We start from the raw sequence: 23,593 nt of genomic DNA, 5'->3' as shown, positions 1-23,593 counted from the left end.
GCGATGCGCGGAACCGTCGCCGGGCTGCCCTCGCCGCATCCGCTGGTCGAGCTGCTGCCCGCGCTCTATCTGGAGCAGGACTTCCTGAGGCGCTTCCTCTCCGCGCTGGACGAGGTGCTCGCCCCGATCCAGCTGACCCTCGACAATCTGCCCGCGCATCTGGATCCGCGCAGCGCGCCCGAGGACTTCCTCGACTGGGTGGCACGGTGGGTCGCCGCCGAGCCGCACGGCGACGCGCCGGTCGGTGAGCGCCGGACGGCGGTGACGGAGGCGGTGGCCAGGCACAGCCGCCGGGGGACGCGCGGTGGGCTGGCGGAGGCGATCCGGCGGCGCACCGGTGTGGAGCCGGAGATCACCGAGAGCGGCGGCGCGGGCTGGTCGTCGACCCCCCACACGGCACTGCCGGGCGAGGAGCGCCCCTGGGTGGCCGTACGGCTACGGGTGCCCGAGCCGGGCGCGGTGGACCGGGTCGGTCTGGAGGAGCTGATCGAGGGAGAGATCCCCGCGCACATCGGGTACGAGGTGGAGATCCTGCCGTCGGCCGAGGCGCCGTCCGGCGGTCCCGGGGAGCGGCCATGACCTGCCCCGAGTGCGGGCACCGCAACGCGCCGGGCACGGCGTTCTGCGCGTCCTGCGAGACGTTCCTGGAGTGGGGCGATCCGGAGCGGTCAGGTGCCGGGACCGGCACGGGGACCGGTACCGGGGATTCCGGATCGTCGCCACGAACGCCCACACCGCCACCCGCGCCCACGTCTACGCCCACACCCACACCCACACCCACGTCTACGCCCACAACACCGCCTGCCCCCACACCCGCTGACCCTCCCGCCCCGGAGCCCGTACGAGAGCCCGCGCCGGAACCCGCCCCAGAACCCGCCCGGGAGCCCGTACGAGAGCCCGTACGAGAGCCCGCCCCGGAGCCGGTCACCGCGGGCCCCCGGCGCCCCGGCGACCGGCTCGACTCCCCCGTACCCGGCCCCGGGGAGGAACTCGACGAACCGGCCGGCCGGCCGGACCCCGACGCCGTACCGCGCCCGGACCACGGACCCCCCGTCCGCTGCCCCAACTGCCGTACGGAGAACGCTCCCGACCGCACCCTCTGTCTGCGCTGCGGTCTGCTGCTGGATCCGGGACCACCGCCCGAACCGCCGCAGCCGTGGTGGCGCCGGATCCTCACCCGCCGCCGTCGGCGCGCCCTGCCGACCGCGGGCACGCGTCCCAAGCGTCGCCTGTGGCGCCGGCCCAGCCTGGCCATTCCGCTCACCCTCGTCATCCTGGCCGCCGCCGTCTGGTTCGCACGTCCGCACCTCTCCGAGGCGTTCGACTTCACGAAGGACAGCACCGGCACGCCCGAGGAGCTGCGCCCGATCCGGGTCCGCGGCTCCAGCGCGCTGTCGGACCACCCGCCCAGGGACGCGTTCGACACCTACACCAACCGCTTCTGGGTCCCCGCCGAGGCCGGACCCGGGCTCGGCGAGTATCTGGAGGCCGACTTCGAGGAGCCGGTACGGCTGCTCAAACTGGTCGTCTTCGCGGGCCGGTCGGCCAAGGCGGACGAGTTCCTCGCGCAGGCCAGGCCCGCCGCGCTGACCGTGACATTGCGTTCCGCGTCCGACGAGGTCACCGAGAAGAGGATCACGCTCAAGGACCAGCCCGGCCAGCAGACCTTCGACATACGCGGCTCGGACGTCGTCCGGGTGCGGCTCGCGATCGACGATGTCCATGGCAACGGACCCGGCCGCAGACCCGCCGTCGCCGAGATCGAGTTCTTCGGACGGCGCTGAATGGGCCACGCTGGTGTCCGGATGTCGATCCGACCACCCTTGGCCCTTGGCCTGGGCCTGTCGCTGACGGAGACTGAACCGATGACACAGCGTGTGGATCTCGCGACCGTGATGAACCGTCTGTCGATCGATGAGGTGATCACCGACTACGCCGTGACCATGGACGACGCCGACTGGCCGGGGTTCCGCGCCCTGTTCACCCCGGACGGCCGCGCCGACTACACCGCGGCGGGCGGTATCGAGGGGTCCGCGGCCGAGGTCGCCGACTGGCTGGCCGGCACGCTGCGGCCGTTCACCGTCCGTCAGCATCTGATCGTCAACCGGCGGCTGCGCATCCAGGACCTCGGAGGCTATCCGGGCGACCGCGCCGAGCTGCGAGCCGACTATCTCTGCCCGCTGCGGCACGAGTCGGGCGAGGACCTGATGAGCGGCGGCGGGTTCACGTTCGGGCTGCTGCGCGGCGAGGAGGGCTGGCGGCTGCGTACGGTCGAGGCCCACGAGAAGTGGCGCCGTGCCTCCGCGTCCGCCGTGTCCGCGGTCCCTGTCGTCCCCGTGGTCCCCGCCGTCGACGGCTGACCTGCGGGGTACGCGCCGGACGCGGCTGCTCCGTATCCGCTTCGGTTCCCTCGATCGGGGGAAGGGACTGCTGAACGGTAGAGGAGGCGCGGTATGCGAACGGCATCGCCGTGGTGGCGCGGCGCGTCAGCCGTGGCCGCCGGCGCGCTCCCGGCCCTCGCCTTCCCCTCGCCATCCCTGTGGTGGCTGGCGTATGTGGCGCTGGTGCCCTGGACGCTGCTCATACGGTCCGCGCCCACGGGCCGCCGCGCGGCGCTGGAGGGCTGGCTCGGCGGTCTCGGCTTCATCGTCGCCGTGCACCACTGGCTGATACCGAGCCTTCATGTGTTCATCGTGGTGCTCGCGGCGCTGCTGGGTCTGCTGTGGGCGCCGTGGGGGTGGCTGGTGCGCGCCGTGCTCGGCGGGGCGCCGTCCACGGGCCGTGCCGCCGTCGCGCTGGCCGTGCTCCCCTCGGGCTGGCTGATGATCGAACTGGTCAGGTCCTGGGAGGGACTTGGCGGGCCATGGGGTCTGCTCGGCGCCAGCCAGTGGGAGGTCCCACCCGCGCTGCGGCTGGCCTCGGTGGGTGGGGTGTGGCTGGTGAGTCTGCTGGTGGTCGCGGTGAACACCGCGCTGACCCTGCTGGTCTCGGTGCCCCGGGCGCGCGGGGCGGCGGCTCTCGGCATCGTGGTGTGCGCCGTCATGGTGGGATCGGTGGGGTGGTGGGCGCCGGGGCCCGAGCGGTCGGGCCTGGCGCGGATCGCGGTGGTCCAGCCGGGCGTGGTGTCCGGCACGGGCGCCGTGGAACGCCGGTTCGCGCGCGGCGAGGAACTGACCCGCACGCTGGCCGGACAGGATCTCGATCTGGTGGTGTGGGGCGAGAGCAGCGTCGGCGCCGATCTGGCGGCACGGCCCGATCTCGCGGCGCGGATCGCCGTACTGTCCCGCACGGTGGGCGCGCAGATCCTGGTCAACGTCGATGCGCGCAGTACGGACCCGACGGGCCGGGCGGGCATATTCAAGCGCGCTGTGCTGGTGGGGCCGAACGGTCCGACCGGCGATGTGTACGACAAGATGCGGCTGGTGCCGTTCGGCGAGTACATACCGGCCCGTGCCGCGCTGGGCTGGGTGACCTCGATGGGCAAGGCGGCCGGTGAGGACCGTGTGCGCGGCACCCGCCAGTCGGTGATGGTGCTGCCGGGCGAGGGCAGGGGCGGGCTGCGGTTCGGTCCGCTGATCTGCTTCGAGTCGGCGTTCCCCGATATGAGCAGGCGGTTGGTCAGGGACGGCGCGCAGCTGCTGGTGGCGCAGTCCTCGACCTCGTCGTTCCAGGGCAGTTGGGCGCCTGAGCAGCATGCCTCACTGGCGGCGCTGCGGGCCGCGGAGACCGGCAGGGCGATGGTCCACGCCACGCTCACGGGCGTCAGTGCGGTGTTCGGCCCCGAGGGCGAACGGGTGGGCGGCGCGATCGGTGTCGACCGTTCGGCCGCCACGGTCTTCGACCTCCCGCTGGCCCGGGGCACGACCCTCTACGCGCGGTTCGGCGACTGGGCGGTCCATGGCGCGCTGGCCGTTCTGGCGGCGTTCTTCGCGGTGGAGGGCGCGCGCTCGCTCAGGCGGCGGACTGGTCCAGCGCCTCTCGTACCACCCGCTCGCACAGCTCATGAGTCAGCAACGCATCCCGCGCGCTGAGGGTCTTTCCGGCCCGTACGGTGTCGAGGAACGCCAGCACGCACTGCTCGATACCGCGCTGACGGGCCACCGGGACCCAGTCGCCGCGCCGCCGGACACTCGGCTGCCCCTTGTGGTCGATGATCGTCGCGAGATCGTGGACGGCCCGCTTGGTGTCCTGCCCCGACACTTCGAGAATCTCCTCGGTGGAGCCGCTCAGCCGGTTCATCACGCCGATCGCGGTGAAGCCGTCGCCGGAGAGCTGGAGGACGACATGGTGCAGCAGTCCCTGCCGGATCCGCGCCCGTACGTCGGTGTGTTCGACCGGTCCTGGAAGCAGGAAGCGCAGCGTGTCCACGACATGGATGAAGTCGTCGAGGACGAAGGTGCGCGGGTCCTCGGGGAGACCCACCCGGTTCTTCTGGAGGAGGATCAGCTCGCGCGGATGTTCCAGGCACTGCGCGTACCCGGGCGCGAACCGGCGGTTGAAGCCGACGGCGAGGCTCACGCCCCGCTCCTCCGCGAGCCGCACGATCCGCTCGGAGTCCGCGAGTTCGTACGCGATCGGTTTGTCGACAAAGGTCGGTACGCCCGCCGCCAGGAGCCGGGTCACGATCTCGGCGTGCACGGGGGTCGGGGCGTGCACGAACGCGGCGTCGAGTCCCTGGGCGAGCAGTGAGTCGAGATCCGTGTGGCACCGGTCCGCCGGGATGTGGTGGACCTCGGCGGTACGCGACAAGGTGGCGGGCGTACGGGTCTGCAGATGCAGCTCGACCCCGGGCAGTGTGGTGAGCACCGGCAGATACGCCTTCCGCGCGATGTCGCCGAGCCCGATGCAGCCGACCTTCACAAGGGCCTCCCCAGCCTGTCCTTACGCGCCGCCACGCGCCTTTACGCGCGATTGACACGCGGGTTCGCATGTCTGTCCGCATTACTGACGCGGTGTCCCGGAAGCATACGTGCGCCCCGGAGGCCGCCAGTCGGCGATCCCGGCGAAGCCCCGCAGGACGATCCCCGGCCCGAGGCGCGACACGGCGACGATCAGCGCGTCGCGTACGGCGACGGCGACCGGATTGCTGACGGCGGTCATCCGGCCCGTTCTGGTGGCCTGGCGGACGATCGCGGTGGTACGCGGCAGCCGGTCGGCGGAGTAGGAGGCGAGTCCGGCGGCGGGGTCGTGGGACGGGAGTCCCGCGGCGAACTCGGCGGCGGGCCGACCAGCTCCGTCCACTCCGGCGTGGTGCGCGAGGACGATGGCGTCCTCGATGGCCTGGTTGCCGCCCTGGCCCAGCGTGGGCTGCATCGCGTGCGCGGCGTCACCGAGCAGGGCGACCCGGCCCCGGTGGTACGCGGGCAGCGGTACGGCCATCTCATGGACGTCGTTCCGCAGCACCTGCCCGGGGTCGGCGGCCTCGATGATCCCCGGCACCGGATCGTGCCAGTCGCCGAAGAGCCGGCGCAGCTCCGCCCGCTCGTCGTCGGGCGCGTGAGCGCCCTCGGGCGCCGTGGCCATGGCGTACGCGTAGACACGGCCGTCCTTGAGCGGCTGGGTGCCCCACAACCGCCCCCGGCCCCAGGTCTCGTGCGGCGCGAACGATCGCTCGGGGGCCGGGACGACGACGCGCCAGGTGGTCAATCCCGTGTAGCGCGGGCCCGGATGGCCCGGGAACAGCGTCCGGCGTACGGCGGAGCGTATGCCGTCGGCGGCCACGACGAGTTCGGCCTCCAGCTCGCCGTCCGGCGTGCTGACGACGGCCGGACCGCGCTCACCGCCCGGATCGGCGAGCGCGGCGGCCGTACCGGTGCGCACCACACCTTCGGGCAGGGCGGAGGCCAGGAGCGAGACGAGGGTGGCCCGATGGACCAGCACGAGGGGGCCGCCGAAGCGGTCGGCCACGGCCTCACCGCTCGTACGGGAGAGCCAGCGGCCACCGGGGGCGCGCAGCCCGCCGTCGCCCTGCCAGGCGGAGAGGGCACGGACCCGGTCGCCGAGCCCGATGACATCCAGCGCGCGCTGCGCGTTGGGCGCTAGGGCGAGGCCGGCGCCGACCGGGGTCAGCTCCGGCGCGCGTTCCAGCACGGTGACCGCCCACCCCCGCTGACGCAGGGCCACGGCCGCGGTCAGTCCGCCGATCCCACCGCCGATGACGAGGGCACGGGGCTGGTCCATGACGTCTCACTCTCCTCGGATCACTCACCACACGGCGGACCGCGACTCGAACTACAGCTGTAGTGAGCCCTTCCCCTCACCGTACTACAGGTGTAGTTGGCGAGATAGATTGATGCCATGGCCGCACGCACCACCGGGTCCTCCCGCGCCGAACTGATCGCCGACACCGCCCTCGCCCTGCTCGCCGAGCGCGGTATGCGTGGGCTGACCCACCGGGCCGTGGACGAACTGGCCGGGCTCCCGCAGGGCTCCACCTCCAACCACGCGCGCACCCGGCAGGCGCTGCTTGAGGCGGCGGTACGGCGACAGGCCGAGCGCGAGGCGCGGGTGCTCACCCCGGACGAGATGCCGGTCGGTACGGGCGGCCGGGGCACCCCCGTCGACGCGCTGGCGCTCGCGCTGCACCGCTATCTGACCGGCCACCCCGAACTGCTCGTCTCCCGTTACGAACTGGCGCTTGAGGCCACCCGCCGACCGGAGCTACGGGCCTACTACGACGAGACGGGACGGCGGTTCCGCGAACCACTGGTCGCGATGATGACCGCGGCGGGCTCCACCGCCCCCGAGCGGCACGCGCTGTCGCTGGTGGCCTGGTGCGAGGGGCTGATGTTCTCCTGCGCGGCGGGCTCGTACCACGACGCCGTGCCCTCCCTGGAGGCGCTGCGCCTGGGGTTCACCGAACTGCTGCGGGGAATGCTGGGAACCCCGGACGGACCGCCCGCCACCTAAACCACTCGCCACCTCGGCGGCTCATCCATGAGTATGTCCGCCATGACATCCACCGAGGCCACGCCCGAGGCCACACCGCGGCGCACCGAACCCTCCACCCTCGCCGGCGAGCGCGAGATGCTGGAGGGCTGGCTCGACTACCACCGCGAGACCCTGGCCCTGAAATGTTCCGGCCTGGACGAGAAACAGCTCAAGGAGGCGTCCGTTCCGCCCTCCGAGCTGTCCCTGCTCGGTCTGGTACGGCATATGGCCGAGGTGGAGAGCGACTGGTTCCGTAACCGGCTGACCGACGAGCGGAGCGCGGCGCTCTACTGCACCGACGCCGACCCGGACGGCGACTTCCACCCGGGCGAGGCCGACACCTGGGAGGAGGCGTCCACCACCTGGCGCGCCGAGATCGCCCACGCCCGCGAACTGGCCGCGCGGCACTCCCTCGACGAACTCGGCACCGGACAGCCCAGCCGGCATACCGGCGATCCGTACACCCTCCGCTGGATCTACACCCATCTGATCGAGGAGTACGCCCGGCACAACGGCCATGCCGATCTCCTCCGTGAGCGGATCGACGGCTTGACGGGCGACTGACTCGACGGGCCCACGGACCGGCAGAATCGACGGACCGAGGGGCCGGCCGGCCGACCCGACCGGGCAGGCGGCGCGCGGGCCCGGCGTTCACCCGTCCGGGCCAATCCGCACTCTTACGCTCCCCAACAGCGCCCCTAACCAGCAGAGTTGCCCGAGTGCACCGAACCAACCGAACGAGAAGCGCGGCGATGATCCTGATGGGGATGGCGGTCACCGCCGTCTCCGGATGTGTGGCCGTGGAACCGCACCCCTCGCCCGGTCCCTCGCCGCGTCCGGGAACGAGCAGCGGTATCCAGCCCCCGGGGGCGCCCGAGCCGCTGATCATCGAGGCCCCGGCCAGGGAGGCGCTGGAAGCGGTCGTGCCCCCGTCGGCCCCGAAGGCGGCGCCGCCCTCCTCCGCCGGAGCCCGTCCGCCGGCCTGGGACCGGCCCGCCCCGGACCGGACGAGCGGCTCCACGCGGCCCCCGGTCATGTCCCGGCCGGAGCGGCGGCCCCAGGACCACCCCGAGGAACAGCGGCATACGGCGCCCTCGCCCGCACCGGTCGTCACCGATGTCTGCGCGCTGGGCGAGCGTTACGGCCAGTGGCCGAAGGACAGCCCCCAGGCCCGTATCTGCCGTGACACCTACGGCGATTGACGCCCCTCGGCCCCCCGTCCCTCGGCCCCGCAGCCCCTCGACCCCGCAGTCCCTCGCCCCCGTCCCTCGGCCCGCAGCCCCCCAGCCCCTCCCCACCCCCCACTCTGTCCCTCACCGCCCGCGCAGCAGCCGCTCCAGCCGCTCGATCCCCGCCCGGACCCCGTTCACATCCCCCTCGTCCCCCAGGGCGACCGCCGCCTCACGCGCCCGGTCCAGATGGAGCCGCGCCGCCTCAGGCCGCTGGAGCTTCACATAGTCGGCGGCGAGATTGAGATGGAGCGACGGGTAGAAGGCCCGTACCACCGAAGAGGTCCCGGGTACGCCCGCCCGGGCCTCCGCCAGCCGCTCATCGCCCGCGCCGTCGCCGGCCCCCCGGCCGCCGCCCGCCCGGTCATCGGCCGCCGACTCCTCCCTCAGCCCGTCCGCCGCCGTCAGCGCCCGTAGATCCCAGGCCAGTTCATCACCCGGGTCGTCCTGCGTATCGGCCATATAGTGCGCCAGGGCGCAGCGGTGAAACGCGTCCCCCGCTTCCCCCAGCTCCCCCCAGAGCTCGCCGAACCGGTTGCGCGCCTCCTCGCGGTCGCCGCCGTGGAGAAGCATGACCGCCTGCCCGATCCTGGTCATGACGGCGTCCTCCGACGCCTCCTGCCGCTCCCTCACTACCGCCGCCTCCGTATGCCGTCCACAGGCCGTCCAGAAAATCCGACGAACAGAACGCTATCCGGCATGACGGACAATGGCCTTCAGGCTCGGGCGGACAACCCGAGCCTGTCGGCCGGTCCGGCGGATCAGCCGCGGTCGGCGAGGTCCGGAATGCGCCAGTCGATGGGAGCGTGCCCCTGCGCGGCGACCGCCTCATTGATCTGGGTGAAGGGCCGCGAGCCGAAGAACTTCTTCGCGGAGAGCGGCGAGGGGTGCGCGCCCTTCACCACCACATGCCGCTCCGTGTCGATCAGCGGCAGCTTCTTCTGCGCGTAGGCGCCCCACAGGACGAAGACCGCCGGATCGGGCCGCTCGGCCACGGCGCGGATCACCGCGTCCGTCACCTTCTCCCAGCCCTTGCCCTTGTGGGAGTTGGCCTCACCCGCGCGGACCGTCAGCACCGCGTTGAGCAGCAGCACCCCCTGCTCGGCCCATGGCATCAGATAGCCGTTGTCCGGTACCGGGTGGCCCAGCTCCTCCTTCATCTCCTTGTAGATGTTCCGCAGGGAGGGAGGGGTCCTGACACCGGGCCGCACGGAGAAGCACAGGCCGTGCCCCTGACCCTCGCCGTGGTAGGGATCCTGGCCCAGGATCAGGACCTTCACCTTGTCGTACGGAGTGGCGTCGAGCGCGGCGAAGACCTCCTCGCGCGGCGGATAGACCGGCCCCTTGGCCCGCTCCTCCTCGACGAACTCGGTCAGCTCCTTGAAATAGGGCTTCTGCAGCTCATCGCCGAGGACGCCGCGCCAGGACTCGGGCAGCATGTCGGTGTCGGTCACGTCAACAACCTCCGGTAAGCGATCACTTGTGCGTGACTGAACCTACCGGGGACCACTGACAACGGTCTCTCGTAGCCGGTGACAGCGGCATCGGCGGCTACCAGCCGGCCTTCCGGCTCAGCTCCCACATCTGCATGACGGTCTGCGGATCGAGCGCCCGCTCGCCGCCGCCGATGTCGTCGGTCGACGCCACGTACAGCCTGCCCTGCCACAGCGGAAGGAGCCGTACGTCATCGACGAGGATCTCCTGGGCGCGTTCGAACTGCTCGTTCACCGCGGCGCGGTCGCTCACCCGCCGGGACTGGGGCAGCAGCTTCCGGGTGATCTCCGGACTCTCGTACGGGGTACTCAGCGCGTTGTCCGTGCCGACGAAGGGCGCGATGAAGTTGTCCGGGTCCGGGAAGTCGGGGAACCAGCCGCGGCCGAATACGGGGAACTCCCCCTTCTGGTAGCCCGCCTGGAACTGCTTCCACGGCTTGCTCCGGAGGGTGATCCTGAACAGTCCCGACGCTTCGAGCTGGCGCTTCAGCTCGGTGAACTCCGCGGCCGTCCCGGACCCGTAGCGGTCCGTGGTGTACCAGAGCGTGAGGGGCACGGGCTCCGTGATGCCCGCGCCGTTGAGGATCGCCCTCGCCTCGTGCACATCGGGCTCGCCGTACTGGTCGAAGAAGCCGGTGGTGTGCGCGAAGATGCCCCGGGGGACCATCGAGTACAGCGGCTCGGCCGTGCCCCGGTAGACCTTGGCCACGAGCGCGTCGCGGTCCACGAGCTGGGCCACCGCCCTGCGTACCGTGAGCTTCCCGGCCGCCGGATCGGCGGGGTTGAACACCAGATAGCGGATATCGGCGCCGACCGCCTGGACCAGTTGGAGATCCTTGTTCCGCGCCCCCTTGCGTTCGAGTTCGACGACCTGCTCCGAGGTGAGACCCCGGTAGATGACGTCGATGTCCTTCTTCTGCAGGGCGCGGAAGACCGTGCCGGAGTCCTTGAAGTACCGGATGGTGACGGCGTTGTTCCGGTGCTTCGCGAATCCGCGGTAGTCCTTGTTCCGGGTCAGCTCCGCCCTGTCCCCGCTGGTGTACGAGGCGAGTACGTACGGCCCCGAGCCGGTGATCCCGCCGTCCCGGCGCAGCCTGTCCGGCGGATACTCGGCCGGGGCGACCAGGGACATGGCGGGTGTGGCGAGGATGAAGGGGAAGGTCGCGTCCGGCTTCCGCAGCCGGAAGACGACGGTGTCGTCCCCGCTCGTCTCCACCGTGTGGAGCGATGCCAGCAGACCGGCGGGGCCGCCCGGCACATTGATCTCGCGGATCCGGTCGAAGGAGTGCTTGACGGCCGCCGCGTCGAGCGGATGGCCGTTGGAGAACTGCAGACCGTCACGCAGCTCGCACCGGAACACCCGGTTGGCGGTGTCCGTGAACCGGCATTCCCGCGCGGCATCGGGTCGCGGGGACGAGCTGCCGGCCGGGAAGCTCACCAGGGTCTGGAAGACATTGCGGAACATCTCCCAGGAGTTGTCCCAGGACGCCGCCGGATCGAGGGTGCTCGGCTCACTCGTCGTGCCGACGGTTATCGTTCGTTCGGCTTCCGCGTCATTGTCCGAGAACAGACCGCATCCCGCGAGCAGGGACATGGCCACCAGAGTGATGGCGGCCCGCCGAGCTGTCCGGTTGAACACGTTCACGTTGAACACGTTCACGCTCCTTGTTCAGCCATGGATCGGCAGACCCTATCGCGGCGCCCACCGGATCAATACGCTGATCCGGTGGGGCTTTTGGGGAGGTTGGGGCCGGGAATCGTCACCCCACCCCGGCGTTGAGGAAGATGCCCCCGTCGACGACCAGCGTCTGGCCGGTGATCCAGTCGGACTGGTCCGAGGTGAGAAACGCGGCGGCGCCGCCGATGTCCTCGGGCACCCCGAGCCGTCCCATCGGGTAGGATGCCGCGGCCTCCGCCTCCCTGCCCTCGTACAGCGCCTGCGCGAACTTGGTCTTGACCACGGCGGGCGCGATGGCGTTGACCCGTACCGCCGGCGCGAACTCGTGCGCCAGCTGAAGGGTCAGATTGACCATCGCCGCCTTGCTCATGCCGTACGCGCCGATGAAGGGGGACGCCGAGACCCCGGCGATCGACGCGATGTTCACGATCGCGCCGCCGTTCTCCTTCTGCCAGGCCCGCCAGGTCTGCTGGGCGAAGCCGAGCGCCGAGATGACATTGGTCTCGTACACCTTGCGGGCCACATTCAGGTCCAGCTCGGCCATCGGGCCGAAGACGGGGTTCGTCCCCGCGTTGTTGACCAGGAAGTCGACCCTGCCGAACACCTCCATGACACGTTCGACGGCCGCCGCCTGGTGCCGCTCGTCGTGCGCCTTGCCGGGCACAGCGATCACCCGGTCGGAACCGAGCCTCTCCACGGCCTCCTTGAGCGCGTCCTCGCCCCGGCCGGTGATGCACACCCGGTCGCCGCGGGCGACGAACGCCTCGGCCACTCCGTATCCGATGCCCCGGCTCGCGCCCGTGATCAGGGCGACCTTCCCGCTGTCCGGCATCTGCCGCTCGGACTCCGGCTGCCGCGTCCGCTCCGTCATGTCCGTTGCCCCCGGCCTCAGTTGAGCGGTCCGCCGGCGACGTACATGACCTGGCCGGAGACAAAGCCGGCCTCCTCGCCCGCGAAGAAGGCGATGGCGTTCGCGATGTCCTCCGGCCTGCCGACGCGCTGCACCGGGATCTGGCTCGCCGCCGCGGCCTGGAACTCCTCGAAGTCCATGCCGATCCGGGCGGCGGTCTGCGCGGTCATCTCGGTGACGACGAAGCCGGGCGCCACCGCGTTGGCGGTGATGCCGAACTTGCCGAGTTCCTTGGCGAGGGTCTTGGTGAAGCCCTGGAGACCGGCCTTGACCGCCGCGTAGTTGGCCTGGCCGCGGTTGCCCAGCGCGGAGCTGGAGGAGAGGCTGACGATACGGCCGAACCCGGCGTCCACCATGTACTTCTGGCAGGCCTTGGCCATCAGGAACGCGCCCTTGAGATGCACGTTCACCACCGTGTCCCAGTCGGACTCGGTCATCTTGAAGAGCAGATTGTCCCGCAGCACACCCGCGTTGTTGACCAGGATCGTCGGCGCCCCCAGCTCGGCGGCGACCCGCGCGACAGCGGTCTCCACCCGCGCGCTGTCGGAGACATCACAGCCGACGGCGAGTGCCGTGCCGCCGGCCGAGGTGATCTTCCCGACGGTGTCCGCGCACGCCGCCTCGTCGAGGTCGAGTACGGCGACGGCGCGGCCCTCCGCCGCCAGCCGTACGGCGGTGGCGGCGCCAATGCCACGCGCCGCCCCGGTCACGACGGCTACGCGCTGCTCGGTGGTGGACATCCCTGTTCTCCTCGCCCTAGGCTCCTGCGACTCCTGATCACCAAGACCACTGAGCAACCGCTTAGTAGGTCCAGCAGAGAGACGCTAGAAGCCACGGCACGCGGTGTCAACGGCCGACGGCGCCGATGGCGGGATCCGGAGCCGGCGTCACACCACCGGCATCACCCGGCCCGCGTCGCCCTATCCACGTCGCCTCGCCACGCCACATCGACATCGCGAGCCGTTCGTCAGCGCACCAGCAGATCGAGCAGCCGCTCGGTCTCCGCCCCCGGGTCGGCCGTCAGTCCGGTGTGTACGGGACCGGGCTGTACGACGGTCGAGCGCGGCGCGATGAGCCACCGGAACCGCCGCCCCGCGTCGTCCTCCGCGGCCTGCCCGGCCGCGTCGCCGCCACGGCAGACGCTCTCGACCGCGCGCAGCGCCGCCCGTACCCCCATGACATCCGCGTCCGGGTCGAGGATCCTCAGCTTGGCCTCGTCCAGATGCGTCCTGGCCGAAACGTACGACCGGGCACGGCAGTAGACCAGTACCCCGGCGTTGAAACACTCGCCGCGCTCGACCCGCGGCACGACCCGCAGCAGCGCGTACTCGTAGACGTCCTTGGTGGTCACCGGCCGCCGTCCTCGGTGCTCTGTCCGTCAGCCGTCCGCCGCGTGGTCCGCGCTCCGGGCGTCAGCCGGTCGGCCAGCCAACCGGGCGCCCGCGAGGGGCCGTTCGTGGCGGGCGCGTCGAGGGTGATGCGCTCATGGATCGTGCCGGCCCGCGCGAGCAGCGGCTCCACATACGCGAGCCGCAGCGCGTCGGTGGAGTCGAAGCCGGGCTCGTCGACCAGCCACTCGTCCGGTACGTCGGCGGCGATCTCCCTCAGCAACTCCTCGGTGACCAGCGGCGCCAGCTCGGCCGCGGCCGACGCGATGTCGGGACCGAAGGAGGCGAGTACATGGTCGGAGGCGTTGTACGGCTTCGCCGCGGAAGCCCGCGCACCGGGCCAGTTGTGGTGCCAGATCATCGTCGCGCCGTGGTCGATGAGCCACACGTCGCCGTGCCAGACGAGCATGTTGGGGTTGCGCCAGGACCGGTCGACATTGTTGACGACCGCGTCGAACCAGACGATCCGCCCGGCCTCCTCCGGTCCCACCTGGTAAGCCAGCGGGTCGAAGCCGATCGATCCCGGCAGATAGTCCATGCCGAGGTTCAGCCCACCGCTCGCCTTCAGCAACTCCTGTACCTCCTGGTCGGGCTCGGAGAGTCCGATCACGGGATCGAGTTGTATCCGGACCAGTTCGGGGATTCTCAGCCCCAGCCTGCGGGCCAGCTGTCCGCAGATCACCTCGGCGACCAGGGTCTTGCGGCCCTGTCCCGCGCCGGTGAATTTCATGACGTACGTACCGAGATCGTCGGCCTCGACGATCCCCGGTAGCGAGCCGCCCTCACGCAAGGGCGTGACATAGCGGGTCGCGATGACCTCACTCAGCATTTTCCCAGGCCACCCATCTCATCAACCTTGGAACCCACGGATACCATCCGGGACGGGTAGCGGTGGGAATCCTCCCCCGACGACCCTGGGGAGAAGCTGGGGAGTTTCGGCTGGCATGCCGTTTCCCCTACTTCCGCATCAGTCCGTCGATCGCGGTGCGCCCCTTGCTTCCGGCCTCCAGCATGAAGTAAGCATAGTAACCGAGGGTGACCGTGAGCGAGGAATGCCCCGGCCACCGTGCCAAGGTCACGACAGACTCCCCCGCCTCCAGCATGATCGAGGCACAGGTATGCCGCGGCACGTGGAAGCCATCCTTCGGAGCCGCCGCCCATTGCCAGGGTTTCGCTCCCTCAGCTCGGGGGGGGGGATGATGCCGGCTTCAGCCAGCGCAGGCTGGAAGGCAGGACAAGCTAAGTCAAGTAGTCAACTAGGGCCGCACGGGCCCCGGAGGACAGCCGCTCCGTATCCAGTTCGCTCAAGGTGAGCCGCAGGGTCTCTTCCCTCATGACCGGGATCGCCGCCACCAGAAGGTCCTCGCCGCCGAACAGTGGCTCCACGAACTGGAAATATCCCGCGCCGCTCACGGATTCGTTGGAGCTCCGCAGGACTGTCTCGACGAAATCGAAACTCCTCGCCACGAGATCGTCGTCACGTTCCTTCTCCAAGAGCGCCGGCCGCAACAGACCGCGGAAGACATCCGAAAGAAAGTCATAGAGGTCAAACCATTCCATTCCGCCTGACACGGCCTGGTCCGCAGGCACCCCGGCCGCGGTCTCAATGACGCGCCGAGACTCCGGAACCACTCGGAGCAGCAGACCTGGAATCTCTCGCCTGCCCAATTCCGGCATTTCTGTACCTCTCGATGAGAACGAAGTGACTGAGATTGTTGGATGCCCTCAAGAGGGCAGGGGCTCCCGCGCGGCTTGCACCACGCGAGAGCCCCACACTCAACCGCGAGATGGCAGATCCCCCTGGTCAGAGGGGTTCATCCTATGCCATCGGAACAGACTGCGGCTCCGTCAGCTCGTGGAATCCCCATGGATCAATTGCGTCCTTGAACCATTCCCAGCCTCCTTCTGCCACACCGTATTCGCGAACATAGCTGGGTACAGAGCCGACGGATGCCGCCGTTCCAGCAACACCGAACGTCCTGTAGAAGCCGCGCAGTCTGGTCGGACTTCCATGCGGCTTCGGCCGGGGATCGCGACCAATGGGCTTGAATTCCTGTCCGGTCATGTCGCTCAGCGACTGTGCGTCCACTACGGACTGCCGGTTCTTGGTCAACGTCTCCTTGAGATCAGGATCCGCATTGACCATCTTGGTGATCCCACCTCCGATGTCATTGGAGTTGAGCGCGTTCCAGAGATCACCCGCTTCTTTCCTGGCGACCTTGACGTCGTTCTCGGAGAGCAGGTCGTTCGGCGAGTACTTCTTGCCGGCCTCCATCGCGACCCTGGCCTTGCGGTCGAGTTCCAGGAGGTTGGTGATACCGGCGATCTTGTTGGACGCCTTCTCCACATGCCACTTCTTGGAGCCCGCCTTTGCCGGGGCGCCGGAGTTGAACTCGTGAATCAGAGCCGTCGCGGTCCGTCCATCACCCGTGCCACCCTTTTCCGCCGGGCGGAGGTACAGCTCTTCGATGGTCTTCTTGAGTTCCGCGCTGTCGACCTGCGGCATGGAAGCGCGCGGCTTCGTCATGCCGGGATTCGGATTCGCGGCGCAGACGAAGAAACAGGCCGTTCCGCCAGCTGCCGCGACTCCGCAGACGGGCTTGATCCCGTCGACGCACGGAGCATGCCCGTCCATCTCGATGAAACTGGTCGGGTTGCCGCCGCTGAAGGAGTACCGGTTCCCGGTGAGGGGGTCGGTGCCGAGACCCATGTCGGCGAGGGCGCCGTTGTACATGTCCCGCGTGGTGAAGCGGTTCAGGCCGGGGTTGTAGTCGCGGAAGCCCATGTCGTACGTGCCGGAAGAGGCGTCCCAGCGCTTCGAGCTGAAGCGGTAGGGGTTGTATGCCTCTTTGGCCGGGTTACCCGCGTCGGGCTTGTCGATACCGGTGAACTCGGACTCGTCGTCCTTCCCGTAAGCGGTGTAGCCGTACGTGGCCTTGGCGTCACCGTCCTTGCTGGTCAGGGTCTCCACATCGGTGTGGCCGTTGTAGCCGTAGAAGCCGTCCTCGCTCGTCCCGTCACTGTTGTGCTTGACCTGGGACAGACGCTCGCCCCACGGGCTGTACTGGTACGACTTGGTCAGCTTGCCCGCGACCTCCTCGCTCATCACCTCGTTGGAGAGCCCGAGGTAGGTGAAATCGGTCGTCTTGCCGTCCGCGGTCTTGGACGTGGTGCGGTCGAGCGGATCAAAGACGTACTTCGTGGACTTCAGCGCGCCCGTGTCGTCCATCTTCTGCGACTCGACGACATGGTCGAAGCCGTCGTACACACTGCGCTCGATGACCTGGCCGCCACCGGTGACGGATTCCTGCCGGCCGAACGGGTCGTAGTTGTACGTGAACTTCGTGCCCGACGTCACTGAGGAGAGCAGTCGGTTGCGGTCGTACGTGTACGCGCTGGTGGTGCCCTTGACCGTCTGGCTCACGACATTCGCATTGTCGTCGTGGACAAAGGTCTCGGTCCCCGCGCCGTTGCCGGTCTTCACCGACTTCACCAGTCGCCGGACCGGGTCGTAGGTGAAGTCCGTGGTCGAGGAGAGGTACGCCGAGTGGTTGTCGGCGTTCATCTTCTTCGCCACATCCTGCGCGGTGTTGCCATTCGCGTCATAGGCGTAGGCGTGCTCGTTGACCAGCGTGCCGTCCTGCTTCTTCTCGGTCAGCGTCTTGAGAGCACCGTCAAGGTAATAGGTGTGGTCGACGGTGTTGTTGTTCGGCTTGTTCTCCCTCAGCCGCAGCGCCCGGTCGTTGTACGTGTACGACGTGACCTTCGGCGACGTATCGGAGGCCGTCGTGCCGACCGAGACCGTCTTGACCAGCTCACGCAGGTCGTAGGTGTACTTGCTGAACTGGTCGGGGTGACTGACCGTTTCTGGGTTTCCGTTGGCGTCGTACGCGTACGTCGTCGCCTTCTTCTCCTGGCCCGCGAGGGCCTCCGTGACGCTCCGGACCCGGTTCAGCCCGGTGTAAGTCATCGTGTAGGCGTCGACCTTCGCTCCCGACGAGGTGTCGTCGATCGAGACGAGGTTGGCGTTCGCGTCATAGGCGTAGGCGAACGACCGCTTCTCCGTGTCGGTTTCACCGGAGGTATCGCGGACGAGCTTGATCCCGTCCGCGACAACGACGCCCGCGCTGTTCTGAGTCAGGGTGATCTTGTCGGCGTTGCCCTGCTTGAACGCGTAAGAACCGAGGCTGACCCAGGTCCCGGTAGCGGCGTTCTGGTCGACGGTCATGTCGGTCGGGACACCGCCATGGGTGACGGTGTACTTCGCGGCGGTCGCCGCGCCGGTAACCTTCGGGAACTTCGCGTACGCCGTGTACGTGCCGTCCTTCGGAACATTCAGCGTCCAGTTGAACGCGTCGGTGCCCGCGCCCGCCGCGTGCGTGCTGTGGTCGTAGCCCTGCTGTCCTGTGATGTCGCTCCGCGTCCACGTGCCCGTCGACGCGGTGCTCTGGCTGTCGGAGTTGTCGGCCAGAACCACCGCACTGCCGACCGGGACGCCGTCGTCGCTCTTGGACTTCAGCTTGCCGTCGGGGTAGTACGACCAAGCCATCGTCCGGTCGGCGGAGCCCCCTGCCGAGGCCAGCGTCCGTGTGGTCTGCTGACCGACCTGGTTGTAGTCATAACTGGTGGCGATGGACCACGGGTCCGTCGTCGACTTCATCCAGTTGTTGTCGTAGTAGTCGTATGTGGTGTCGTTGCGGACGCTCTGGCCCTCCGACGGCGGCAGTGACGTCTTGGAGACCCGGCCGATCTCGTCGTAGAACGTCTCCGTCCAGACCTTCTTGTTGTAGCGGGCGTCCGCAGGGTCGTACGGCTGGATCTGCCGCTTCGGGCGGTTGAGCTGGTCGTATGTGATCTCGCTGGTGAAGTCCTCGGTGTTGGCCGTCTCCACGCCTCGGGGCGAGATCACCTTCGTCCTGTTGCCGGCCTGGTCGTACTCGAACCTGGTGGTCCGGTAGGTGATGGGCGAGGTGCCGGAGTAGGGAACCTTGATCTCGGTCTGGTCGGCTCGCTCGTTGTAGCTGATCAGAGTCTCGTTGTTCTCGGCGTCCTTGGTGGCGACGACGAGCGAGTCCTTGTCATAGGTGCGCGAACTCGACTTCCCTGCCGCGTCCGTGGTGGACGTGACCCGGTGATTCAGGTCGTACGCCGATTTGCTGGAGAAGTCATCCGGGTCGGCGGTCGCGTTCTTCTTCGGGTCCACCACCTGGGTGACATTGCCGACACTGTCGTAGGTGTACGAGATCTTGTCGCCCATCCAGTTCACGACGGAGGTCAGCTGATAGATCTCGTCGTAGTTGCTGGTGGTCGTGTAGTCGTTGGCGTCCGCGCTGGTGAGGGTGCCCTTGGGCTCGACTGTCTTGAGCAGGTTGCCGACCTTGTCGTAGGCGTAGGTCGACTTCCGCTCGTCGGACGTGGTTGTGTCCTTCGGAGCGGTGGCCTCCTTGATCTGATCGGTCGCGTCGTACAGCGCTGTGGACACCGCACCGTTCGGTGCCGTCGAGTTGGTGACGTTGTCGTTGGCGTCGTACACCGGCGCGGGCGTCGTGATCAGCACACCCGCGTCCTGGTCCTTGGGTACGGTCTTGACCAGTAGACGTCCGTACACGTCGTACGTCTGCGTGGCTTTGTTGCCCAGCGCGTCGGACACCTCGGTCACCTGACCGCGATCGTCGTAGACATACGTCGACGACTTGCCCAGCGCGTCGGTGATGGTCCTCGGGTATCCGGCCGGGCCGAAGTCACTGTTGGTCGTCGGGTTACCGTTGGCGTCGGTCGCCTTGGTCAGCTGGCCGAAGGTGTCGTACTCGTAGGTGGTGGTGTAGTCGCCTGTCGTAGTGGTCGCGACGCCCTTCGGGTCGGTGACCGTCTTCAGATTGCCGAAGCCGTCATAGCCGAATTGCCAGGTGCGGCCCGAGGGCGACGTCTTCTTCCAGAGGTCGGCGGCGTAGCCGTCCGATCTCGTCTGGTACTCCAGTCTGACCGAGTCGGCCGGATAGGTGCCGGGGGCGCAGTCGCTCGCCGGGGGCACTCCCGCCTTGTTCTTCTCGGCGTCCCGTTGCCAGAGCAGATTCCCGGTCTTCTGGTCGTAGCAGTACGCGGTCTTGGCGCCGTTGTCCTCTTCCAGGTACGTGACGTTGTTGTCCGTGTCCCAGGACTGCTTCACAGTCTGCGACTTGGCATTGGTCGTCTGCACCGGGCGGCCGAAGTCGTCGGTCACATGGGTCGTTGTGTGGTTCTCCGCGTCAGTGACACGAGTGTCGACGAACTTCGAGTTGACGGGGTTGACCGCGTAGCTGAAGTTCGTGGTCCCGTTCAGGCGGTCGGTGATCGTCTTGCTCCACCAGTGGTACTTCGGGTCGTCGCCGGCCTGGGGCGCGTAGTACGCCAGGTTGGTGGGGTTACCGCGCGGGTCGGTGACCTTGACCAGCTTGACGTTCTTGTTGCCCTGCGTGGCGTCGTAGGTGAACTTGAAATCCTTGGGTTGGCTGGAGCCGGACCCGTCAGTGATCTGCCCGAGCAGGCCCTTGTCCGTGTAGTAGAAGGAGACCTTCCGTCCCGAAATATCCGTCCCCGAGATGTCCGTCATGGACTTTACGTGGTCGTAGATCTTCGAGTTGTTCAGATTGGTGCCGGAGACCTTCGCGCCCGAGTCGTTGATGTACTCGTAGGCCGCGTCACCCTTGCCGTAGTACTCGACCGTCAGTGACTGCCGGCCCGCCGGGTCGGTGATGTATTTGAGGAACTTGGTCGGCTTGTTGTTGGACTTGCGCTCCTCGTACGTGAACGTCTGCGTGTTGCCGTTTTTGTCCACGATCGACGTCAGGTAGCCGTCGCAGCCGAACAGGAAACGCGTGCCGTCGGACCGGGTGAGCGTCCAGGCGTCCGGGATCGGATCCTTGGCCGGAGTGCAGTCCAGGTTCAACTTCGGCGTGAGCCGGTAGTTGACGCCGGCCGGGGCCTTCCAGGTGCCGTCGGGCTGCTTGCGGAAGACGTGCGTGGTGCCGTCCCCGTCCGGGAGGCGGATCTCCGTCGGGCTGGGGTTCGGGTGGAAGTCGAGCGGGGCGCCGAGGCGGAGGGGTCCGGCGGCCTGCATCGACCAGCCGTGGCCCGCGACCGTGTCGGAGGTGTCCTGCGAGTTGTACGCCAGACGTGCGAAGGTGTTGAGCCCGCGGCCGGGGTTGTTGAAGGCGTTGTAGGACCAGACCGCATTGCCCGCCGCGGTGTTGTTCATCACCGTCGAGCCGGCGCCGGTGTTCTTGCCGGCGTACGAGTAGAACTTCTCCAGGCCCAGGCTGTTGGAGGTCGGGTCCTCGACCGCCACGTTCTGCTTCAGCGACGGGATGCCGCCCGTCCCGGCCGACAGCCAGGTCCCGTCCGAGATCTTGCGGACGTCCCAGCCGAGCACGTACTCGGTCCGCTTGCTGCCCGAGTCCGAGTTGATCGGCGTCTTGACCTGGGCCTGGATGGTGGCGGACTTGCCCGGCAGGAGCGCCGGGATCGCTGTCCTGAGCTGGTTGCCGCCGTTGGTGGAGTCCGTGCCGTCGGGCAGCTTCCAGGTGTAGGAGAGTTCCCGCTCTCCGGCGGCCCAGGCGGCACTGGTGGTGTTGGTGACCGTGAAGTCCACCGTGTAGGTGGAGTTCGGCGTCATACGAGCAGGGGTCTGCGGCGCGTAGTACGTGTCCTCCGTGGTGGAGTCGACGTAGATGACCTGCATGTACGGGCGCAACTGCGCGTCGGGGGCCTCGGCGTTGAGGAACAGCGTGCGCTCCTGCGGGCCGGTGGTCGTCTCGTCCTTGAGCCTGACCACCACGCCCTTGTTGCCGGTCGGGGTCTTCACCCACGACTGCATCAGGCCGGTCGCGTCCCACCAGTGCCGGCCCACGTCGGCGACCTGCGCGACGGTGTCGGAGACGGCCGCGGACATGTCGCCGCCCGGTGTCGTCCATGCCGTGGTCGCGTTCTGGTTGTTCCAGGTGGCGGTGGCCTCGTCGAAGTCCTTGTTCAGGCCGCGGAGTTCGTAGATCGCACCGTCGGTGCCTGTGGTGGTCTCCGCACCCCACATGTACATCTTGTTCTCAAGCACCGTGGCGGTGGCCGGTATGCCGGTCGTGGGGAACTTCAGGACCGCGCGGGTCTTGCCGTACGTGGTGGAGTTGTTGCCGACACTCAGCCACTTCTGGCCCACGCCGAAGGACTGGATGGTGTCCTGGTTGGTGGTCGGTTGCTGTGAGGACAGCGTGGTGTCGGTGACACCTCCCTGACTGCCCTGGATGATCTTCATCGTGCGGCCGGCCTTCGGGATGCCGACCACCCTGGTCGGCGAGCCGAGGAGCTGGCCGTCCTTGGTCTTGACCGCCAGCTGGTAGAAGTACGACTTGCCGATCTCCGCCGAGCTGGAGTCCGGGGTCGGCACGGCGGTGGTGTCCGTGTATGTCGTCGCCGTCGAGCCGATCGGCGCGATGAGGGTCGCGGCGGACGGCGTGAAGACCTGCTGCGTGGAGCGGTGCAGCTGGTACTCGGCGATGTCGAGGGAGGCGTCACCGGTGGTGTTGGAGTACTTCGCCCAGGACAGCTCCGGTCCCGTGGAGTGCACCACGGTAGGCGAGTTCAGCGTGGTGCCGACCTTGCCGTACGTCACGGTGAGCCGTGGGATCGTCGAGGTCTCGCCGCCGTACGTGCTGCCGTCGCCCGCCTCGTAGCGCGGACCGCCGGTCGGCGCGGTCGCCGACTCGTCCGTCCCCTTGAGAATGAAGCCGTGGTTGGCGGCGGTGCCCGAGACCCACTTCTGGACGGTGTCGGTGACCGGGAAGTTGTGCCACTGGTTGTACTCGCCGGTGTTCTTGACGATCGAGGCCGGGTTCACCAGACGGATCGAGTCGGCGAGCGTCCGCGTCGTGGACGAACCGGTGTCCCCGAGCACGATCTTGCCCGTGTTGCCCTTGGCGAAGTCGTACTGCGTGGCGTCCAGGGTCTTCCACGTACCCGCGGTGCCGGTCTGGTTGACCGTGTAGTTCTTCGTGCCACCGTTGTAGGTCACGGTGTACGGGGCAGCGGTCGCCGCGTCGGACGCGGCCGGGTAGTGCACATCCACCCGATAGCTCGCGGCCTCGGCCACCTTCGGCTGCCAGGTGTACGTCTCACCGGTGGCGGCGTTCTTGTTGTACGCGAAGTCGTCGTTGGTCGCCGCGCCACCGGTCGTGGTGCCCCTGGGCCACTCCCCGACCGCGGCCGTGCCCGCGTCGCCGTCGTCGAGCTGCACCGTGGTGCCCGACAACTCGCCCACCAGCGCACTGGTGTTGGTCCACGTCGCCGTCGACTCGTCCCACGCGCCGGTCGCCCGGTAGGCGCCGATGGTGACATCGTTGGCATTGGTGGTGTGCGACTGGTCGAAGTACACGCCCAGGCGCGCGGCGTCGACCGTCACGCCCGAAGGGATCTCCGTCAGCGGGAACTTGACCAGCGAGCGCGAGGTGCCCGTGTCGGTCTTGCCGGCCGACAGCTTCCAGGTGTTGTTGAAGTTCACCCCCGCCTGGTCCGACAGGACCATGGTGTCCTGCGAGGCCGCCGCGTCGGGCGCGATGGTGATCGTCGGGTCGATCACCACCGGGTACTGCCGCTCCTTCGCCGCCAGCCACTTGGCATCCGGGGTGACCGTGAGCTTCCAGCCCTTGCCGTCCCGGCCGAGCTTCTGAGTGACGGCGGTGGAGTACGTACCACCGGTGGGCGACAGCGCGTCCTTCTTGGCATCCGTCATGTACGGCGCCGGAATCACCAGAACCGGAGTGTTCGGCAACTCACCGAACAGCGCGACCGAACCGTCCTCGCGGGCCTTCGGTGTCAGTCCGTCGGTATCCAGGGTGAAGGTGTACGACACAGGTCCGGTCGGGGCCGCGTCAAGGACGATGTTCTCCTTGACCTGCCCGCGGCCCACGACGTACTCAAGATCGGCACCGGGGATCGCG

General features: G+C 68.6%; 19 protein-coding genes. 7 read left to right on the top strand and 12 right to left on the bottom strand.

Going from position 1 to position 23,593, the window contains the following annotated elements; translation table 11 throughout:
• Positions 1-3 precede the first annotated feature (3 nt).
• From AB0M67_RS22450 to lnt, 4 genes are all read left to right on the top strand, one after another.
• Positions 4-579 (top strand): phage tail protein, encoded by a 576-nt coding sequence (locus AB0M67_RS22450; protein WP_365747974.1) that lies wholly within the window; start codon positions 4-6, stop codon positions 577-579.
• Positions 576-1,784 carry a zinc ribbon domain-containing protein gene (locus AB0M67_RS22445; protein WP_365747973.1) on the top strand — a complete coding sequence of 403 codons (1,209 nt, stop codon included), beginning with the start codon at positions 576-578 and terminating at the stop codon, positions 1,782-1,784. The genes AB0M67_RS22450 and AB0M67_RS22445 overlap by 4 nt, the downstream gene beginning before the upstream one ends.
• A gap of 81 nt (positions 1,785-1,865) precedes the next feature.
• A complete protein-coding gene (locus AB0M67_RS22440) occupies positions 1,866-2,360 on the top strand; it encodes a nuclear transport factor 2 family protein (RefSeq protein ID WP_365747971.1) in 495 nt (164 codons plus the stop codon).
• Positions 2,361-2,453: 93 nt separating this feature from the next.
• The gene (gene lnt, locus AB0M67_RS22435) at positions 2,454-4,031 is read left to right on the top strand and encodes an apolipoprotein N-acyltransferase (protein ID WP_365747969.1); all 1,578 of its coding nucleotides are present in this window, start codon (positions 2,454-2,456) and stop codon (positions 4,029-4,031) included.
• On the opposite strand, the gene AB0M67_RS22430 is transcribed toward lnt, so the two are convergent.
• Positions 3,952-4,860, bottom strand: a complete 909-nt coding sequence (locus tag AB0M67_RS22430) for a Gfo/Idh/MocA family oxidoreductase (protein WP_365747967.1) — start codon at positions 4,858-4,860, stop codon at positions 3,952-3,954. The genes lnt and AB0M67_RS22430 overlap by 80 nt on opposite strands.
• An 81-nt stretch (positions 4,861-4,941) precedes the next feature.
• The gene (locus AB0M67_RS22425) at positions 4,942-6,180 is read right to left on the bottom strand and encodes an FAD-dependent monooxygenase (protein WP_365747965.1); all 1,239 of its coding nucleotides are present in this window, start codon (positions 6,178-6,180) and stop codon (positions 4,942-4,944) included.
• 117 nt (positions 6,181-6,297) lie between these two features.
• On the opposite strand from AB0M67_RS22425, the gene AB0M67_RS22420 reads away from it, so the two are divergent.
• From AB0M67_RS22420 to AB0M67_RS22410, 3 genes are all read left to right on the top strand, one after another.
• Entirely contained in the window at positions 6,298-6,909 is a 612-nt protein-coding gene (locus AB0M67_RS22420; RefSeq protein ID WP_365747963.1) for a TetR/AcrR family transcriptional regulator, read from the top strand.
• A 42-nt stretch (positions 6,910-6,951) separates the two neighbouring features.
• On the top strand, positions 6,952-7,494 hold the full coding sequence (locus tag AB0M67_RS22415) for a DinB family protein (RefSeq protein WP_365747961.1): 543 nt from the start codon (positions 6,952-6,954) through the stop codon (positions 7,492-7,494).
• Positions 7,495-7,682: 188 nt separating this feature from the next.
• Positions 7,683-8,132 (top strand): hypothetical protein, encoded by a 450-nt coding sequence (locus AB0M67_RS22410; protein WP_365747959.1) that lies wholly within the window; start codon positions 7,683-7,685, stop codon positions 8,130-8,132.
• 111 nt (positions 8,133-8,243) lie between these two features.
• On the opposite strand, the gene AB0M67_RS22405 is transcribed toward AB0M67_RS22410, so the two are convergent.
• The 10 genes from AB0M67_RS22405 to AB0M67_RS22360 form a co-directional block, all read right to left on the bottom strand.
• The gene (locus AB0M67_RS22405; protein WP_365747957.1) at positions 8,244-8,792 is read right to left on the bottom strand and encodes a hypothetical protein; all 549 of its coding nucleotides are present in this window, start codon (positions 8,790-8,792) and stop codon (positions 8,244-8,246) included.
• A 128-nt stretch (positions 8,793-8,920) separates the two neighbouring features.
• Positions 8,921-9,613 (bottom strand): uracil-DNA glycosylase, encoded by a 693-nt coding sequence (locus AB0M67_RS22400; RefSeq protein ID WP_365747955.1) that lies wholly within the window; start codon positions 9,611-9,613, stop codon positions 8,921-8,923.
• Between the two features lie 97 nt (positions 9,614-9,710).
• Positions 9,711-11,291 carry an ABC transporter substrate-binding protein gene (locus AB0M67_RS22395; RefSeq protein ID WP_365748254.1) on the bottom strand — a complete coding sequence of 527 codons (1,581 nt, stop codon included), beginning with the start codon at positions 11,289-11,291 and terminating at the stop codon, positions 9,711-9,713.
• 121 nt (positions 11,292-11,412) lie between these two features.
• On the bottom strand, positions 11,413-12,162 hold the full coding sequence (locus AB0M67_RS22390; RefSeq protein WP_365748252.1) for an SDR family oxidoreductase: 750 nt from the start codon (positions 12,160-12,162) through the stop codon (positions 11,413-11,415).
• A gap of 56 nt (positions 12,163-12,218) precedes the next feature.
• Positions 12,219-12,980 (bottom strand): 3-oxoacyl-ACP reductase FabG, encoded by a 762-nt coding sequence (fabG, locus tag AB0M67_RS22385; protein WP_365747953.1) that lies wholly within the window; start codon positions 12,978-12,980, stop codon positions 12,219-12,221.
• A gap of 227 nt (positions 12,981-13,207) precedes the next feature.
• The gene (locus AB0M67_RS22380) at positions 13,208-13,591 is read right to left on the bottom strand and encodes a DUF3037 domain-containing protein (RefSeq protein WP_365747951.1); all 384 of its coding nucleotides are present in this window, start codon (positions 13,589-13,591) and stop codon (positions 13,208-13,210) included.
• The gene (locus AB0M67_RS22375; RefSeq protein WP_365747949.1) at positions 13,588-14,457 is read right to left on the bottom strand and encodes a HipA family kinase; all 870 of its coding nucleotides are present in this window, start codon (positions 14,455-14,457) and stop codon (positions 13,588-13,590) included. Before AB0M67_RS22375 ends, AB0M67_RS22380 begins: the two co-directional genes overlap by 4 nt.
• Before the next feature lie 127 nt (positions 14,458-14,584).
• Positions 14,585-14,707 (bottom strand): hypothetical protein, encoded by a 123-nt coding sequence (locus AB0M67_RS22370; RefSeq protein WP_365747947.1) that lies wholly within the window; start codon positions 14,705-14,707, stop codon positions 14,585-14,587.
• A 160-nt stretch (positions 14,708-14,867) separates the two neighbouring features.
• Positions 14,868-15,305 carry a hypothetical protein gene (locus AB0M67_RS22365; protein ID WP_365747945.1) on the bottom strand — a complete coding sequence of 146 codons (438 nt, stop codon included), beginning with the start codon at positions 15,303-15,305 and terminating at the stop codon, positions 14,868-14,870.
• Positions 15,306-15,447: 142 nt separating this feature from the next.
• Positions 15,448-23,178 carry a DNRLRE domain-containing protein gene (locus AB0M67_RS22360; RefSeq protein ID WP_365748250.1) on the bottom strand — a complete coding sequence of 2,577 codons (7,731 nt, stop codon included), beginning with the start codon at positions 23,176-23,178 and terminating at the stop codon, positions 15,448-15,450.
• Between the last annotated feature and the right edge of the window lie 415 nt (positions 23,179-23,593).

It is taken from the genome of Streptomyces sp. NPDC051662 (assembly GCF_040681655.1).
Classification (GTDB): Bacteria; Actinomycetota; Actinomycetes; order Streptomycetales; family Streptomycetaceae; genus Streptomyces.
The sequence above is the reverse complement of the archived record's forward strand: the minus strand, read 5'-3'. Positions and strand labels throughout refer to the sequence as shown.

Coding starts and splice junctions, on each gene's coding strand:
- AB0M67_RS22360 (WP_365748250.1), bottom strand. CDS start 23,178: ATGGTCCTGTCGGACCAGGCGGGGGTGAACTTCAACAACACCTGGAAG.
- AB0M67_RS22440 (WP_365747971.1), top strand. CDS start 1,866: ATGACACAGCGTGTGGATCTCGCGACCGTGATGAACCGTCTGTCGATC.
- AB0M67_RS22410 (WP_365747959.1), top strand. CDS start 7,683: ATGATCCTGATGGGGATGGCGGTCACCGCCGTCTCCGGATGTGTGGCC.
- AB0M67_RS22420 (WP_365747963.1), top strand. CDS start 6,298: ATGGCCGCACGCACCACCGGGTCCTCCCGCGCCGAACTGATCGCCGAC.
- AB0M67_RS22415 (WP_365747961.1), top strand. CDS start 6,952: ATGACATCCACCGAGGCCACGCCCGAGGCCACACCGCGGCGCACCGAA.
- AB0M67_RS22445 (WP_365747973.1), top strand. CDS start 576: ATGACCTGCCCCGAGTGCGGGCACCGCAACGCGCCGGGCACGGCGTTC.
- AB0M67_RS22425 (WP_365747965.1), bottom strand. CDS start 6,180: ATGGACCAGCCCCGTGCCCTCGTCATCGGCGGTGGGATCGGCGGACTG.
- lnt (WP_365747969.1), top strand. CDS start 2,454: ATGCGAACGGCATCGCCGTGGTGGCGCGGCGCGTCAGCCGTGGCCGCC.
- AB0M67_RS22450 (WP_365747974.1), top strand. CDS start 4: ATGCGCGGAACCGTCGCCGGGCTGCCCTCGCCGCATCCGCTGGTCGAG.
- fabG (WP_365747953.1), bottom strand. CDS start 12,980: ATGTCCACCACCGAGCAGCGCGTAGCCGTCGTGACCGGGGCGGCGCGT.
- AB0M67_RS22365 (WP_365747945.1), bottom strand. CDS start 15,305: ATGCCGGAATTGGGCAGGCGAGAGATTCCAGGTCTGCTGCTCCGAGTG.
- AB0M67_RS22375 (WP_365747949.1), bottom strand. CDS start 14,457: ATGCTGAGTGAGGTCATCGCGACCCGCTATGTCACGCCCTTGCGTGAG.
- AB0M67_RS22390 (WP_365748252.1), bottom strand. CDS start 12,162: ATGCCGGACAGCGGGAAGGTCGCCCTGATCACGGGCGCGAGCCGGGGC.